Genomic DNA, 14,695 nt, shown 5'->3' on the forward strand with positions numbered 1-14,695 from the left:
GCCTCGGGCCGGTTCCGGGTGAAGGGGACCAGCCCGAGGCGGGGCTCGGCGCTGCCCGCCAGGACAATTGTCACCGCGCACCGGGTACCGGCGGTTCTGCCAGCGACGGCCTGGCCGTTCGTAGCGTGCTGGGCATGGCTGACCTCGTTCTGTCCCGCATACTCAGATTCGGCGCCCTGATCCTGGCCGCAGTGCTCGCGGCGCAGGCCGCTCCGGCGCTGGCCTACCCGGCGTCGCCGGCGAGCGCCGGGCCGGTCGTCCGGACCGACAGCGGACTCGTCCGCGGGGTGACCGGCACCGGCTTCCGGACGTTCCACGGCGTGCCGTACGCGGCGCCCCCGACGGGCGAGGGTCGCTGGCGGGCCCCGCAGCCCGTGCCCGCCTGGTCCGGGGTCCGCGACGCGACCGCGCCGCCCGAGAGGTGCGCGCAGAACATGGTCGGCGGCCCGCCGGCCGGGGTCGAGGACTGCCTCTACCTGAACGTCACCGCGCCCACCATGCCGGGCCCGCACCCGGTCCTGGTCTTCGTGCACGGCGGCAGCTTCCAGAACGGATCGGGCGTCGACTACGACCCGGCCCGGCTCGCCACCCGGGGCGGCCTGGTCGTGGTGACCATCAACTACCGGCTCGGGGTGTTCGGCTATCTGGGGCTACCCGGGCTGGCCGGGTCCGGCACCTTCGGGCTTGCGGACCAGCAGGCCGCGCTGCGCTGGGTGCGACGCAACGCGGCCGCGTTCGGCGGGGATCCGGGCAACGTCACCCTCGACGGCGAATCGGCGGGTGCGGCAAGCGTCTGCGCGCAGCTCACCTCGCCGTCCGCTCGCGGCCTGTTCGACAAGGCGATCATGGAGTCCGGGTCGTGCCTGACCGACTGGCCGGACGCGCTGTTCCTTCCGGGGACCGAGGCCGGGGGGCAATTCAGTCCCCGCGCGACGGTCGAACGGGCCGGTTCGGCTCTCGCCACCACGCTCGGCTGCCCGGCTGACCAAGCGCTCACCTGCCTGCGCGGCCAGGACCCGGCCGCGCTGCTCGCAGCGACGACCGGGACCGGCGTCGAGGCGCTCACCACCCCGGCTTACGGGACGGCGCTGCTGCCGGACTCGCCGGCGGCAGCCTTGCGGGCCGGGAAGGCGCTACGGGTTCCGGCGCTGGTCGGCAACAACCGCCACGAGCACCGGGCGTTCATCGGGTTCATGGAAATCACGCGGGGGGCCTACACCGCGGCCGACTACGACGCGATGCTGGGGGCGGCGTTCGGCGACCAGGCCGCCCGGGTGGCCGCGCGCTATCCGGCCGAGGCGTACCCGACTCCGGGCCTGGCGTGGGCGGCCGTGGCGACCGACCGGATCTGGGCCTGCCCGACCCGCACCGCCCAACGACTGCTCGCCCGGCACGCGCCGACCTACGCGTACGAGTTCGCCGAGGAGCATGGGCCGGCGCTGACCGTGGACTACCCCTGGGGCGCCGCGCACGGATACGAACTTCCGTACCTCTTCGACGTCGCCAACTTCCTGACGGTCGGCACGGTACAGCCCGAACTGGCCGCCGACATGATCGATTCGTGGGCGCGCTTCGCGGCCACCGGGCGGGCGCCATGGCCTGCCGTACGCCCGACCGAGGCGGCACCCTATGCCCGGGTGTTCGCGGTCGGCCGAGGCGGCAGTGTCGACCTGGCCGCCGAGCACCAGTGCGCATTCTGGGACGCGATCGCCACAGATGCCTCGGCAGGTGGTCGATCCGGCCCGGACGCCACGCCCAGGCCCGTCGGCCACCGGTCCGCCCACCCGCGCTCGGCCCCGCGTCCCTGACCGCCGCTACGGTGTCCATCATGTCCGGTGCTGCGGTCGACGCGACGAGTCCCGTCGACCGCGGCACGCGACGCCGTGGGCTGGTCCTCGTGGCGGCCCACACGCTGTGGCTGTGGCTGCTGCTGCCGCCGGCCGCCGCGATCGCGCGGGGGCAGGTCCGGCCCGTGCCGGTGGCGGCGGCCGGGCTGGTCGCCTTCGCGCTGCTCTATCTCGCGCTCGTGGCGGTGCCGGTGGCCAGCCTGGCCGTCCGGCCGGCTCTGCACCACGCCGGGCTGGTCCTGCTCGCGCTACTCGGGGTCGCGCTCGCCGCGACGTATGCCGGTGCCCCGCAGGGCTGGCTGGCCCTGCTGATGTACGTCTGCTCCGCGGGCGCCGTGGGGCTGGTCCGGACGAACCGGGCCTTCGCCTGGGTCGGCGGCAGCGTCGCCGCCGTGCTGGTGATCGGGGCCGCGCGACGGTTGCCCGCTGACGGCACCGCCAGGGTCGCGCTGATCACGCTGCTCGCGGGTGCCATGACGCTGGCGTTCGCCCGGGTGGCCCGCCTGGTGGACGAGCTACGCCGCACCCAGCGGGAACTGGCCCGCGCGGTGGTGGAGCGGGAGCGGCTCCGGTTCGCCAAGGACCTGCACGACCTGCTCGGTCACACGCTGTCGCTGATGGTGGTGAAGGCCGAGGTGCTCCGCCGGCTCGCCTCGGCGGACCCACACCGGGCCGCGGCGGAGGCAGCCGACATCGAGCGCATCGGGCGCACCGCGCTCACCGAGGTACGCGAGGCGGTCACCGGCTACCGGGAGCACAGCTTCGGCAGGGAACTGGACAACGCCCGGGCCGTCCTGGCCGACGTCGGCATCACCGTCACCGTACGAGGAGATGGCCGTCGACTCGACGTCGAGGCCGACGACGCGTTCGGCTGGGTGCTCCGGGAGGGAGTGACGAACGTGCTGCGGCACAGCCGCGCCTCGCGCTGCGACATCGAGGTCGACATCGACGCCGACGGGGCGGCGCTGACCGTCCGGGACAACGGGGTGGGCGGCCGACCGGCGCTCGGCAACGGCCTGCGTGGCCTCACCGAACGGCTCGCGCAGGTGGGCGGGACGTTGCAGGTCGGCCCGGCTCCCGGTGGCGGTCTGCTGCTCACCGGCCGGGTTCCCGCGCGCCCGAGGGCGACGGGGCCCGGATGATCCGGCTGCTGCTCGCGGAGGACCAGGGAATGATGCGTGGCGCGCTGGCCCTGCTGTTGAACCTCGAACCCGACATCGAGGTGGTGGCCCAGGCCGGCACCGCCGCCGAGGCGATGGAGGCGGCCCGCGAGGTCCGTCCGGACGTGGCGCTGCTGGACATCGAGATGCCCGACGGCAGCGGCCTGGACACCGCGGCGATGCTGCGGGAACAGGTGCCCGGTTGCCGGGTGCTGATCCTCACCACGTTCGGCCGGCCGGGCTATCTTCGACGGGCGATGGAAGCCGGCGCGGCGGGTTTCCTGGTCAAGGACGGCCCTGTCGAGCAGCTCGCGGTGGCCGTCCGGCGGGTGCTGGCCGGTGACCGGGTGATCGATCCGACGCTCGCGGCGGCGGCGCTGGCGGCCGGCCCGAACCCGCTCACCAGCCGGGAGCGGCACGTGCTGACCGCCGCCGCAGACGGCGCCACGATCGCCGACATCGCCGCGCGCCTGCACCTGTCCGAGAGCACCGTCCGCAACTACCTGTCGGCCGCCATCGGCAAGACCGGCACCCGCAACCGGATCGAGGCAGCCTTCAGCGCCAGGGCCAACGGCTGGATCTGAGGCCCGGCCGGGCCGCGCAGGTGGTCAGCGCGGGGCGGGCGGCATCGGCTTGGTGCACAGCACGTCGGGCATCGGCAGGTAGCCGAGCGCCTGCCAGAATCGCAGCCCGGCCGCGTTGTCCGGCATGACCAGCAGGTTCACCCTCGGGCAGCCCAGCGCCGCGAAACGCCGCTCCAGTTCGGCCACCAGCCGGCTGGCGATGCCCCGACGCCGGTGCGCGGGGTGGACGGCGAGCCGGAGGATCCAGCCGCGCCGCCCGTCGTAGGTGCCCAGCACCACGGCCACCACATCTCCGAACGCCTCGCCGACGGGGAACAGCTCGGGCCGAAGTCGACGGCTGGTCGCACCGGTGGGAGCATCACCGGGTGGCACCACTGCAGATCATCAGGGGCGACGCGACCAGCCCGCAGGCCGGGGGGCCGAAGATCATCGCCCACGTGTGCAACGACATCGGCGGGTGGGGCAAGGGCTTCGTCCTGGCCGTCTCCCGCCGGTGGCCGGAGCCCGAACGCGCCTACCGGCAGTGGCACCGCGAGCGCTCCGGCAACGACTTCGGCCTCGGCGCGACCCAGTTGGTCCGGGTCCGGGCCGACACCTGGGTGGCCAACATGGTCGCCCAGCGCGGCATCCGCACCGGCAGCAACGGGCCACCGATCCGGTACGACGCCGTCGAGCGCTGCCTCGACGCCGTCGCCGCGCACGCCACACGGCTGTCCGCCAGCGTCCACCTGCCGCGCATCGGCTGTGGCCTGGCCGGCGGCCGGTGGGAGCGCATCGAGCCGCTCGTCGTCGCGGCCCTGTGCGACCGCGACATCGCCACCACCGTCTACGACCACGACTGACCGGTGACCGCCGGTTCGGACATGTCAGGGCCCGCAGACATAATGCCCCCGTGTCGCATGCCGATCTCACGTTGTCCGCCTGGTCGGGTCTGTCCGACGATGCCGCGGCCCGCACCGCCGCCGCCATCGCCCGCAGCACCGGAACGCGCCTGACCGGCGTCGGGCCGCACGCGTACGCCGGCCGGGGCGGCCGGGTCGCCCTCTTCGACCGCGACGGCGTCAGGTTCGCCCTCGTCCCGGGCGGCACCGTGCAGCTCGGCCACGACCCCGACCGCTTCGTTCCCGACGCCCGGCTGCGCGCCGACTTCGCCCAGGCCAGCACGGAGTGGACCCTCACCGAGGGGCTCGACCGCTTCCTGGCCGAGGTGACCTCGCCGCCGCGTCGCGTGTCCCTGCCAGCCCGCCTCGTCGCGGTCCGCTCCGTGGAGGCCGACACGCTGCTGCCCGCCGACGACGAGGACGACCCCGAGGGCGAGGACGGCGACGATCCCGAGGGCGGCGACGAGGACGACGGTCACGCGTGGCTGATGGCCGGGCTCGACCGCCTCGGCCTGCGACCGCCGACTCCCGACGAGTGGGAGTACGCCTGCGGGGCCGGGGCCACCACCCTGTTCCGGTGGGGCGACGGCTATCCCGAGGGCCTGCCCTACGGCACGGTGCCGCTCATCCAGGAGCCGAACCTGTTCGGCCTGGTCATCGGCGACGACCCGTACCGCGCCGAGTTCACCGCCGACCCGGCGGTCCTGTGCGGCGGCGACGGCGGCGCGTCGCTCTGCGGCGGCTACGGCAGCTTCCTCAGCTGGATCGTCCTCGCCACCGCCTACCGCGAGCGGGAGCTGGCGGCGACCGTGCACGACGGCGGCCTGGTCGGGGAGACGCCGGTGCGCCCCGTCGCGCCGATCCCCTGAGCCGGGGCCGCTGCCGGGGCACCCCGGCCGCCGGCCACCGCGGCACGGATGACCCGACACCCTACGATCCATCGGGTACGGCCATCGCCCGTTCCCAGGCTCGGGAAGGAACCGTGGACTCGTCCCTTGCGCTCCTCATCGGCGGCACGGCGGTCTTCGCCGGCGGCGTCGGCTTTCTGGTGGCCCGTCGGGACGTCGACGGGCGGCGTGCCGGCCTGACCGCCGTCGGGGCGGCCGGCGGCGTCGCCGCGAGCTTCCTCCTCATGCTGCACCTCGCGACGGTCGCCCTGCCCGCCACGGTGGGTCTCGTCGCGCTCCTCGCCGGCCTGGTCGCCTACCTGGCGTTCCGGCGCGACCTCGGCCGGCGGCGGGCCGCGCTGGCCGCGGCCGGGGCGGGGGCCTTCGTCGCCGCGAGCTTCCTGTTCGTGGTCTACCTCGCGGTGATCGCCTTCGTCGCCGTCGGCGTCTACCTCCTGGCCCGGGACCGGCTGCGGATCAGCCAGGCGGTGATCCTGACGGGCACCACGCTCGGCGGGCTGCTGGCCGCGTCCGCCCTCGTCTTCTGGGTCAGCCTGAGCTACGTGATGTGACCGCCGCCGGGGCGCGGGCTGTCGTCGCGCCCCGGCCGTCCCAGAGCGAGGTGGCGGCCCACAGCGGCCGGGTCAGCCGGCGCAGCACCCGCCCGCGCCGGAGTCCACGGTGACCAGTGGCAGCGCGGTGAGCAGCCCGCCGTGCAGGCCGGTGGCGAGCCCCCGGGCCGCCGGCTCCGGGGCGGGCCCGCAGCAGTTCTCCCCGGCGACGGAGTCGGCCGGGTCGCTGCTGCACACCCCGGTCTCGGGCAGTTCCAGCCGGACGTCGCGGGCCGCCGCCCAGTCCCCGGCGAGGGCGGCGACGACCGAGCGGACCTGCTCGTAGCCGGTGGCCATCAGGAACGTCGGCGCGCGGCCGTAGCTCTTCATGCCGACCGCGTAGTAGCCGGGCTCGGGGTGGCTCAGCTCGTCGACGCCGTGCGGCGGGACGGTGCCGCAGGAGTGCTCGTTGGGGTCGATCAGCGGGGCGAGGGCCCGGGTCGCGCCGAGCACCGGGTCGAGGTCGAGGCGCAGCTCGGCGGCGATGCCGTGGTCGGGGCGGAAGCCGGTGGCGGCGACGATCCGGTCGACGGTCACGGTCTCCTGCCCGCCATCGGGGCGGCGCACGGTGACGGTGACCCGGTCGCCGGCCGGGTCGAGGGCGTGCACGGAGAAGCCGGTGAGCAGCCGGATCCGGCCCGCCTCGACGTGGGCGCGCAGCCGGGAGCCGAGGGCGCCCCGGGCGGGCAGCGCGTCGGCGTCGCCGCCGCCGTAGGCGCGGGTCGGCGAGGCCGCGCGGATCGCCCAGGTCACCCGCGTGCCGGGCGCGGCGGCGGCCAGCTCGGCGAGGGAGAGCAGCGTGTTGGCGGCGGAGTGGCCGGCGCCGACGACGAGGGTGTGCCGGCCGGCGAACCGCTCGCGGTCCGCGCCGAGCACGTCCGGCAGCGCATGGTCCAGGTACGCCCCGGCGGTCGCCTCGCCCCGGGCCGGCAGGCCGGAGGCCCCGAGCACGTTCGGGGTGTCCCAGGTGCCGGAGGCATCGATCACCGCGCGGGCCAGCAGCTCCTCGCCGTCGGCGAGCCGGACGAGGAACGGGGCCTGCTCGCGGCCGGCGGTGCGCAGCCGGTCGAGGCCGAGCCGGCTGATCGCCACCACCCGGGCGCTCAGCCGCACCTGCGGCGCGATCTGCGGCAGCTCCGCGAGGGGCCGCAGGTACGTGTCGACCAGCTCGCCGCCGGTGGGCAGCGCGTCGGGGTCCGGTGCCGCCCAGCCGCTGGCGGCGAGCAGCCGGCGGGCGGCGTCGTCGATGTCGTAGCGCCAGGGCGAGAAGGCGCGCACGTGCCCCCACCGGCGCACGGCCGCGCCGACGCTCTCCCCCGCCTCCAGGACGGTGCGGGGCAGGCCGCGCTCGTGCAGGTGGGCGGCGGCGGCGAGGCCGACGGGGCCGGCGCCGATCACCACGACGGGCAGGTCGTCGAGGACGGTCATGGGTTCCTCCAGGTAGGTTCGGGCAGGGTGCGGTCAGCCGACGACGGTGCTGCGGCGTTCCAGCAGCACCACGTCGCGCCAGCGGCCGTGGTGCCGGCCGACCCGCTCCCGTACGCCGACGGTCCGGAAGCCGGCCCCCGCGTGCAGGGCGAGACTGGCGGCGTTCTCGGGGAAGACCCCGGACTGGATGGTCCAGATCCCGGCGGCCTCGGTGCTGGTGATCAGCGCGTCGAGCAGCAGCCGGGCGATCCCTCTCCCCCGGGCCGCCGGCTCGACGTAGACGGAGTGCTCGACGACGCCGGCGTAGACGGGGCGGGTCGAGGTGGGCGACGCGGCGACCCAGCCGAGCACGGTGTCGGCGTCGTCGACGGCGACGAGGCGGTGGGCGGCCAGCCGGGACGCGTCGAACGCCGCCCAGGTGGGGGCGACGGTCTCGAAGCTGGCGTCGCCGCCGTCCAGGCCCGCCTGGTAGATGGCGAGCACCCGCTCGGCGTCGGCGGCGACCATGGCGCGGATCAGCAACTCAGCCTCCCTGTCTCGACATCTGTCGAAGCAGAGGCTTGCACGCTGATTAGACACCTGTCAACCTAGAGACATGTCGAAACAAGCGCCGGACCTGACCGCCGTGCTCTGCTGCGCGCCGCTGACGCAGCGTCGGTTGCCGACCGCGACGGCGGCGGCGCTCGCCCCGGCGTTCAAGGCGCTCGGCGACCCGGTGCGGCTGCAACTGCTGTCGATGATCGCCTCCGCTGAGGGCGGCGAGATCTGCGTCTGCGAGCTCACCCCCGCCTTCGACCTGACCGGGCCGACGATCTCGCACCACCTCCGGGTGCTGCGCGAGGCGGGCCTGGTCGACGCCGAGCGGCGCGGCACCTGGGTCTGGTACCGGGCCCGGCCGGCGCTGCTGGGCCAGCTCGCGGCGCTGCTCACCGTGGAGCCGGCCGCCGGCACCACCGGGGCCACCCCGGCCGCCGAGGCTCCCCGGGAGTGCGGGTGAGCACCATCCACGCCGACGCCGCCGAGACCGCGGTGGTCGCCCGGCTGTCCCGCCTCGACCGGTTCCTGCCCGTCTGGATCGGCCTGGCCATGGCCGCCGGCCTGCTGCTCGGCCGGGCCGTGCCGGGCCTGGACGGGGCGCTCGACGCGGTGCAGCTCGGCGGCATCTCGCTGCCGATCGCCCTCGGCCTGCTGGTCATGATGTATCCGGTGCTGGCCAAGGTCCGCTACGACCGCCTCGACACGGTCACCGGCGACCGCCGGCTCCTCGTCTCCTCGCTGGCGCTCAACTGGGTCGTCGGCCCCGCGCTGATGTTCGCCCTCGCCTGGATCTTCCTGGCCGACCAGCCCGCGTACCGCACCGGGTTGATCATCGTCGGCCTGGCCCGCTGCATCGCCATGGTGATCATCTGGAACGACCTCGCCCGCGGCGACCGGGAGGCCGCCGCCGTGCTGGTCGCCCTGAACTCGGTGTTCCAGGTGCTCGCCTTCGGGCTGCTCGGCTGGTTCTACCTGGTCGTGCTCCCCGGCTGGCTCGGCCTGCCCGGCGCCGGGCTGGCGGTCTCGGGCTGGGACCTCGCCCGCAACGTGCTCGTCTTCCTCGGCGTGCCGCTGCTCGCCGGCTGGCTCACCCGCCGCCTCGGCGAACGCGCCCGGGGCCGCGAGTGGTACGAGTCGCGGCTGCTGCCCCGGATCGGCCCCGCCGCCCTGTACGGGCTGCTGTTCACCATCGTCGTGCTCTTCGCGTTGCAGGGCGACGCGATCACCGGCCGGCCGCTCGACGTGGCCCGCATCGCGGTGCCGCTGCTGGTCTACTTCACGCTCATGTGGGCCGGGGCGTACCTGCTCGGTCGTGCGATCGGCCTCGGCTACGCCCGCACCACCACCCTCGCCTTCACCGCCGCCGGCAACAACTTCGAACTCGCCATCGCCGTGGCCGTCGGCACCTTCGGCGTCGCCTCCGGCCAGGCCCTCGCCGGGGTCGTCGGCCCGCTGATCGAGGTGCCCGTCCTCGTCGGCCTGGTCTACGTCTCGCTGCGGCTGCGCCGGCGCTTCACCCACTGACACCACCACCCCGGAGGAAACCACCGTGGCCGACAAGCCCAGCGTCCTGTTCGTCTGCGTACACAACGCGGGCCGCTCCCAGATGGCCGCCGGCTGGCTGCGCCACCTCGCGGGCGACGCCGTCGAGGTCCGCTCCGCCGGCTCCGCCCCCGCCGGCACGGTCAACCCCGCCGCCGTCGAGGCCATGGCCGAGGTGGGCATCGACATCACCGACCAGCGGCCCAAGCTCCTGGAGTACGCCACCGCCGAGTCCTCCGACGTGATCGTCACCATGGGCTGCGGCGACGTCTGCCCCGTCTTCCCCGGCAAGCGCTACGAGGACTGGAAGCTCGACGACCCGGCCGGGCAGGGGGTCGAGGCCGTCCGGCCGATCCGCGACGAGATCCGGGCCCGGGTGGAGGCGCTGCTGCGCGAGCTGTCCCCCGCCCGCTGACCGGCCGCCCGCCGGGACCTCCGGCCCCTGGGGTACGGGCAGGAGGTCCCCGCGTTCGCCGGGCCGGCCGGCCCTGCCCACCACCACCCGACCGCTCCTACGGTCGGGGTGGAACGAGGGAGGTCGCCATGCGGGCGTGGCAGGTGCGGGACGTGATGACGACGGACGTCGCGGCGGTACGCGAGGGCACGGCGTACCGGGAGATCGTCGACGTGCTCACCGGCTGGCGCGTCACCGCGGCGCCGGTGGTGGACGGCGCGCGGCGGGTCCTCGGGGTGGTCTCCGAGGCGGATCTGCTGCACAAGGTGGAGCTGCTCGGGCAGCCGCACGAGCGGCGGGTGTTCGTCGGCCGCCGGCAGCGCGAGGCGCAGGTCAAGGCGGGGGCGACCCTCGCCGCCGACCTGATGAGCGCCCCGGCGGTCACCGTCGGGCCGGACGCGTCGTGCGTGGAGGCGGCGCGGCTCATGACCCAGCGGCACGTCAAGCGGCTGCCGGTGGTCGACGACCTGGGCCGGCTGGTGGGCATCGTGACCCGGGGCGACCTGCTCCGGGTGCACCTGCGCCCCGACGGCGACATCCGCGCCGACGTGGTGGGCGAGGTGCTGCGCCGGACGCTGGGCGTGCGCGACGACGTCGTCGACGTCACCGTGCACGACGGCGTGGTCACCCTCACCGGCCAGCTCGAACGGCGTTCCACGGTGCGCCTGGCGCTGCGGCTGTCCGCGCAGGTCAGCGGGGTTGTCGAGGTGGTCGACGCGCTCGGGTGGGCCGTCGACGACATCCCGCTGTCCGGGCTACGGGTGGGCGGCGGCACCCCGGCGGGCGTGTCCTGAGCCCGGCCGCGGGTCCGCCCGGCTCGCCTGGCCGGACCCGCGGCCGCCGTCGCGGACCGCAGGCGGTCAGGTCTCGGCGAGGACGTCGAGCAGCAGCGCGGCGGTCCAGCCGAATGCGGGCGAGCCGAGCCCGGCGCCGGTGTCGGGGTGGAAGTATTCGTGGCAGCCGGCGGTCGCGACGAGGTCGATCATCGAGTCGCGCAGCCCGGCTGCCAGGTCGAACCGGTGGTGGGCGCGCAGCCCCCGCCACAGCAGCCAGTTGAGGTTCTGCCAGCTCGGGCCCCGCCAGTAGCGCAGCGGCTCGAAGTCGGGCGCGGTGCGGTCGTGGCTGGGCAGCGGCCGGTCCATCCGGGCCGCCAGCCCGAACCGGGGCGAGCAGGCCTCGGCGAGCAGCGCCGCGACCGGCCGGGCGGGCAGGCCGGGCAGCGCCAGGGGCATCAGGCCGAGCGCGGTGCGGGCCGGGACGAGCCGGCCGGTGCGCAGGTCCCGGGGGTGGAAGGTGCCGCCGACCGGGTCGTACAACCGGTCCACCAGGGCGGCGGTGATGCGGGCCGCGCGCTCGCGGTGCGGGCCCGGGTCGGCCCCGGTCTCGCGGGCGATCGCGGCGAGCGCGTGCTCGGCGAGCCCCAGCGCCGTGTTCAGCAGCGGGCACTCCACCAGGAACGGGTGCCGCCCGCCGAGCCCGTCGTCGCGGTATCCGCCGGCCCGGTAGGCGTCGACCAGCGCGACGTAACGCGCGTAGTCCAGGTCCGTGGGGCGGTGCGCGGCGTCGGCGTGGTCGGTGTCGTGCCGCTGGTACGCCCGCATGACCGCCACGTCGGCGGGCACCGCGGCCAGCGGCGGATCCCAGGCGGGGCTGTTGTCCAGCCCGGACTCCCACGGGTGCACGATGCTGGCGAGCCCGGCCCCGCCGACGTCGCGCCGGCCGGTGAGGTAGCGCTGCCAGGCGACCAGCCGGGGATAGAGCCAGGCCAGCTCGGCCCGGCTGCGCTCCGACGGCGCCCGGCGGTGCACCAGCCACGCGGCGAGGGCGTGCACGGGCGGCTGGACGATGCCGGAGGTGGCCACGGCGGGCGCGCCGGCCACCCGCGCCGAGTCCCAGAAGGCGGGCCCCGGGAAGTAGGACCCGGCCCGCAGGGCGGGGTTGAACACGATGTGCGGCACCCGCCCGTCGGCCCACTGGGCGGCGAACAGGGTGCGCAGCTCCCGCCAGGCCCGGTCGGGGCGCACGTGGGACAGACCGACCGCGATGAACGCCGAGTCCCAGCTCCACTGGTGCGGGTAGAGGGTGCGCGACGGGACGGTGTGGTCGTGCTCCCAGTTGCCGTCGAGGGTGGCCACGGCCAGCCTCCACAGCGCCCCCGCGTCGCGGGCGCGGGCCGGCGCGCCGCCGTCGGCGGCGGTGCCGGTGCTCACGCGGCTGCCCGCGGGGGCCCGGCGGGCCGCCGCCCGACGACCGCCGGGCGCAGCGCCGGCGCTGGCGCCGGTGCTGGTGCTGGTGCTGGTGCTGGTGCGCCGCGCAGCCGGCCGGCGAGTGAGACAACCCAGTTGATCATGACCCACTCCCGGTAGCACCGAGTTCCAGCATAGAGCAGAAAATCGGCATATGTCTTGTTATTGATCAATCTGCACCCCTGCTGCCGGGCCGGACGGGCTGGCCACAGGGGCGTCGGGCCGGGTCGGCTAGCGTGGGGCGATGGCGAACCCGACCCGCTGGGTGACCGACACCGGCCCCGAACACTCGCAGTGGTATGTCGACCGGTTCCGCCGGCTGGCGGCCGAGGGCGCGGACCTGGCCGGCGAGGCCCGGCTGCTGGACGCGATGGTGCCGCCGCGCGCCCGCGTGCTCGACGCCGGCTGCGGCACCGGCCGGGTGGGCGCGGCGCTGCACGCCCGGGGCCACCTGGTCGTGGGCGTCGACGCCGACCCGGTGCTGGTCGAGGCGGCTCGGGCGGACCACCCCGGCCCCCGCTGGCTCGTCGGCGACCTGGCCGAGCTGGACCTCGCGGCGGCCGGGGAGCCCGAGCCGTTCGACGCCGCCGTGCTGGCCGGCAACGTGATGGCGTTCGTCGCCCCGGGCACCGAGCGGCAGGTGCTCGGCCGGGTCGCCGCGCACGTGCGCCCCGACGGGGCGGTGGTGGTCGGCTTCGGCACCGACCGGGGCTACCGGCTCACCGACTTCGACGCCGACGCGGTCGCCGTCGGCCTCCGGCCGGAGCACCGCTTCGCCACCTGGGACCTGCGGCCGTGGCGCGACGACGCCGACTTCGCCGTCACCGTGCTGCGCCGCCCCGCCTGACCCGCCGCCCCCGCGCCCGCCCTCCGGGCGTGCCCTCGCCCGCCGGAGCGAGGTGAGCGGGGAACCCTTCTCTACCGTAGGCGTTAACAGGGGGCCCTTCCTTACTCGCCGGCCGAGCGGGCCGCCGCCGGGTCGAGCGGGCTGCCGGCCGGCACGAGACTCACCAGGCCGGCGGGCAGCCGGACGGGACGCACGTCCCGGTAGCCGAGCATGCCGAGCACGGCGGGGTCGGCCAGCACGTACCGGCGGCCGAGGTCGGTGACCACGCAGAGCGCGCCGCCGGTGGCGCCCGGGGCGGCGACCGACTCCACCACCGCGCCGCGCCCGGGCTCGACCACGACGTGATCGGCGACCGCCGGCCCGCCCGCCGCCTGCGGGCTGTCCGACAGGTCGGGCAGGGTGACGCCCAGCCGCACGTCGCCCACCCCCGCGTCGTCGCCGGCCCCCGCGTCGTCGCCCACCCGGACGCAGAGCGCCCCCGGGTCCGCCGCGGCGAGCCGGGGCGGGGCCGGCGGCGGGGCGGCGGGCCCGGACGGCACCAGGTCCGGCAGCTTGGGCAGGGCGGCGAACCGGCCGAGGGTCATCGCCTCCGGCTCGCCCTGGCCGGTGCGGGCCAGCAGCAGGGTGGCCTGCAGCTCGGTGACGCCGGCGAGGCCGCCGGTGAGGGCCACGGCGTACTGGCGGCCGCCGCCGGAGTTGCGGACGAGGAAGACGTCGCCGACCGCCGCGCCGGGCACCCGGGGCGAGGGTTGGCCGAGGCCGGGCAGGTCGGGCGGGGCAAGGTCGGCCCCGGCCGGGATGCTGTTGATCAGGGCGGGCGCGGCCGGCACCGCCCGCTGCCGGGTGGCGGCGAGCGCGGCGAGCACCCGGCCGGCGTCGCGCAGCAGGTAGCGGCGGGCGTGCCAGACCAGGTGCAGCCCGCCGTCCGGGTGGCGCAGCAGAATCGCGTCGTCGCCCAGGGCCTGACCGCCGGTGGCGGCCGTGCCGATCAGCACGGCCGACCGGGGGGCGGCGGGCTCGGCCCCGGCGGCGGCGCGTTCGGCCGCCGGGGTGGCCGAACAGACCGTCCACCCGGCGGCGGACAGCCGGGCCCGGTCGGGCAGCGAGTCGGGCGCGTCGGGGATGCCCAGCGGCAGGCCGCGCGGCACGCCCTCGATCGAGCGGCGGGAGACCAGCACGGTCTTCGCCCGCTCGGCGCCGATGATCAGCAGGGCGGAGGCGTAGTTGAGCACCGGGTGCAGCTTCTGCTCGCGGTAGACGAACCGGGCGCCGGACTCCTTCTCCACGATCACCGCGCCGGCGTCGCGCCACCGGGTGCCGCCGCCGGCGAACAGACCGTAGAGGGCGAAGCCGCCGAGGGCGATCGCCGCGACCAGGACACTGGCCAGCCCGGCCCCGGCCAGCCGCCGAAACGGCGACCGCGCCGGGTCGGTCTCCCGCATCACCAGGGCGGCGACCGCCCGCTGCACGGTGAACTGGTACGAGTGAAGCTGGTCCTGCCGCGACGGCATGCGGTCCCCTCCGACGGGTCGGTCGGGCCACAGGATAGACGCTGCGTCGACACCCCGGAGACCCTCCGCCACCGGGTGCCGGCCACGCGGGAAGATCGTCTGGCGAGCCGCGAAACGGTGGCCGCCTCGTACCCCCCGGGGTACCCTTCTCCGCGGAGGT

16 protein-coding genes are annotated in these 14,695 nt (G+C 76.0%); 11 read left to right on the top strand and 5 right to left on the bottom strand.

Annotated features, from left to right (window positions below; translation table 11 throughout):
• Positions 1-134: 134 nt before the first annotated feature.
• The 3 genes from O7628_RS30905 to O7628_RS30915 are packed head-to-tail and all read left to right on the top strand — an operon-like array spanning position 135 to position 3,591.
• A complete protein-coding gene (locus O7628_RS30905; RefSeq protein ID WP_278135875.1) occupies positions 135-1,808 on the top strand; it encodes a carboxylesterase family protein in 1,674 nt (557 codons plus the stop codon).
• Positions 1,809-1,828: 20 nt separating this feature from the next.
• Positions 1,829-2,989 (top strand): sensor histidine kinase, encoded by a 1,161-nt coding sequence (locus tag O7628_RS30910; RefSeq protein ID WP_278135876.1) that lies wholly within the window; start codon positions 1,829-1,831, stop codon positions 2,987-2,989.
• Entirely contained in the window at positions 2,986-3,591 is a 606-nt protein-coding gene (locus O7628_RS30915; RefSeq protein WP_278135877.1) for a response regulator transcription factor, read from the top strand. Before O7628_RS30910 ends, O7628_RS30915 begins: the two co-directional genes overlap by 4 nt.
• Before the next feature lie 24 nt (positions 3,592-3,615).
• Here O7628_RS30915 and O7628_RS30920 read toward each other — a convergent pair whose 3' ends face one another.
• Positions 3,616-3,963 carry a GNAT family N-acetyltransferase gene (locus O7628_RS30920; RefSeq protein WP_278135878.1) on the bottom strand — a complete coding sequence of 116 codons (348 nt, stop codon included), beginning with the start codon at positions 3,961-3,963 and terminating at the stop codon, positions 3,616-3,618.
• Between O7628_RS30920 and O7628_RS30925 the strand changes: the two genes are divergently transcribed.
• The 3 genes from O7628_RS30925 to O7628_RS30935 all read left to right on the top strand — a co-directional run bounded on the left by O7628_RS30925 (position 3,957) and on the right by O7628_RS30935 (position 5,931).
• On the top strand, positions 3,957-4,433 hold the full coding sequence (locus tag O7628_RS30925; RefSeq protein ID WP_278135879.1) for a macro domain-containing protein: 477 nt from the start codon (positions 3,957-3,959) through the stop codon (positions 4,431-4,433). The two genes, O7628_RS30920 and O7628_RS30925, sit on opposite strands and share 7 nt — an antisense overlap.
• Positions 4,434-4,483: 50 nt before the next feature.
• Positions 4,484-5,341 (top strand): hypothetical protein, encoded by an 858-nt coding sequence (locus O7628_RS30930; protein ID WP_278135880.1) that lies wholly within the window; start codon positions 4,484-4,486, stop codon positions 5,339-5,341.
• A gap of 113 nt (positions 5,342-5,454) precedes the next feature.
• Positions 5,455-5,931, top strand: coding sequence for a hypothetical protein (locus tag O7628_RS30935; protein ID WP_278135881.1), 477 nt, complete (start codon positions 5,455-5,457; stop codon positions 5,929-5,931).
• Positions 5,932-6,003: 72 nt separating this feature from the next.
• On the opposite strand, the gene O7628_RS30940 is transcribed toward O7628_RS30935, so the two are convergent.
• On the bottom strand, positions 6,004-7,398 hold the full coding sequence (locus tag O7628_RS30940) for an FAD-dependent oxidoreductase (protein ID WP_278135882.1): 1,395 nt from the start codon (positions 7,396-7,398) through the stop codon (positions 6,004-6,006).
• Positions 7,399-7,431: 33 nt separating this feature from the next.
• On the bottom strand, positions 7,432-7,920 hold the full coding sequence (locus O7628_RS30945; RefSeq protein WP_347405225.1) for an N-acetyltransferase family protein: 489 nt from the start codon (positions 7,918-7,920) through the stop codon (positions 7,432-7,434).
• A gap of 73 nt (positions 7,921-7,993) precedes the next feature.
• Here O7628_RS30945 and O7628_RS30950 point away from each other — a divergent pair, with 73 nt between their 5' ends.
• From O7628_RS30950 to O7628_RS30965, 4 genes are all read left to right on the top strand, one after another.
• Positions 7,994-8,395: a metalloregulator ArsR/SmtB family transcription factor gene (locus tag O7628_RS30950; RefSeq protein ID WP_278135883.1), complete on the top strand. Its 402-nt coding sequence runs from the start codon at positions 7,994-7,996 to the stop codon at positions 8,393-8,395.
• A complete protein-coding gene (gene arsB, locus O7628_RS30955; RefSeq protein WP_278135884.1) occupies positions 8,392-9,459 on the top strand; it encodes an ACR3 family arsenite efflux transporter in 1,068 nt (355 codons plus the stop codon). The genes O7628_RS30950 and arsB overlap by 4 nt, the downstream gene beginning before the upstream one ends.
• A 25-nt stretch (positions 9,460-9,484) precedes the next feature.
• Positions 9,485-9,892, top strand: coding sequence for an arsenate reductase ArsC (locus tag O7628_RS30960; RefSeq protein ID WP_278135885.1), 408 nt, complete (start codon positions 9,485-9,487; stop codon positions 9,890-9,892).
• A gap of 128 nt (positions 9,893-10,020) precedes the next feature.
• Complete coding sequence (locus O7628_RS30965; RefSeq protein WP_278135886.1) at positions 10,021-10,725, top strand: CBS domain-containing protein; 705 nt, start codon at positions 10,021-10,023, stop codon at positions 10,723-10,725.
• A 66-nt stretch (positions 10,726-10,791) separates the two neighbouring features.
• On the opposite strand, the gene O7628_RS30970 is transcribed toward O7628_RS30965, so the two are convergent.
• Positions 10,792-12,081 (bottom strand): hypothetical protein, encoded by a 1,290-nt coding sequence (locus O7628_RS30970; RefSeq protein ID WP_278136450.1) that lies wholly within the window; start codon positions 12,079-12,081, stop codon positions 10,792-10,794.
• 340 nt (positions 12,082-12,421) lie between these two features.
• Between O7628_RS30970 and O7628_RS30975 the strand changes: the two genes are divergently transcribed.
• Complete coding sequence (locus O7628_RS30975) at positions 12,422-13,024, top strand: class I SAM-dependent methyltransferase (protein WP_074473202.1); 603 nt, start codon at positions 12,422-12,424, stop codon at positions 13,022-13,024.
• 101 nt (positions 13,025-13,125) lie between these two features.
• Here the strand turns inward: O7628_RS30975 and eccB are convergent, their stop codons facing one another.
• Positions 13,126-14,535 (bottom strand): type VII secretion protein EccB, encoded by a 1,410-nt coding sequence (gene eccB, locus O7628_RS30980; RefSeq protein WP_278135887.1) that lies wholly within the window; start codon positions 14,533-14,535, stop codon positions 13,126-13,128.
• Positions 14,536-14,695: the final 160 nt, after the last annotated feature.

This window comes from Micromonospora sp. WMMD956 (assembly GCF_029626125.1).
GTDB classification, from domain to species: domain Bacteria; phylum Actinomycetota; class Actinomycetes; order Mycobacteriales; family Micromonosporaceae; genus Micromonospora; species Micromonospora carbonacea.